General features: G+C 40.8%; 1 pseudogene. It reads right to left on the bottom strand.

Annotation, left to right across the window (positions count from 1 at the left end):
* Nucleotides 1-56: 56 nt before the first annotated feature.
* Nucleotides 57-389: pseudogene (locus ACM0OP_RS24605) on the bottom strand (IS982 family transposase); the annotation flags it as partial.
* Nucleotides 390-596 lie beyond the last annotated feature (207 nt).

Genomic DNA, 596 nt, shown 5'->3' with positions numbered 1-596 from the left:
TTGTGACAAACATTGATGGGGGTGGAATCGATAAAGCTAATCCCAGTAATTTCTCAAGTGCGTGTATGTAAAAAGCAACATAAAAGCATTAAACACCAAGGCATCAATTCCACAAACCTTGTGTAGCTCACCAAATTCGGAAATGCTTCACGCCAACCCGGCAAGACTTGTAGTGTGTAAAATTCCTTAAATGTCTTATATCCACTGCCATGAAAGGCTATGACTATTGTCATCACTTCGGATCAATGCATCCTCGATTTGCTACGTTTTTCTCCCATTTTTGATGGCAATTGCGGTACTTGCTGCCAGAGGTTTTCCCATTGGTGACAAAAATCATCTACGTCGCAGAAAATTTGTGTAATGTCGAGGCGAGATACAATTGTAGACATAGCCGAAACCTTGATTTTTCTTTGATATTTTTAGTTTCGGCATTTTTTTGCCACTTTTTACCGATTCTCAATTAATCGTAGTGATGTCTTACTGTGCGCTTAAAGCCTGACGGCATAGCTAACGCTTACCGTTCCCGTGAATCCCACTTGAGCAAATTTTTACACAGCAAGTTTTTTGCCCCTTCCTCTCCCTCGAACTCACGTTAA

The sequence above is a fragment of the Nodularia chucula CCY0103 genome (assembly GCF_963923915.1).
Taxonomy (GTDB): Bacteria; Cyanobacteriota; Cyanobacteriia; order Cyanobacteriales; family Nostocaceae; genus Nodularia; species Nodularia chucula.
Note: the sequence above shows the minus strand (reverse complement) of the source record. Positions and strands in the feature narration are given on the sequence as shown.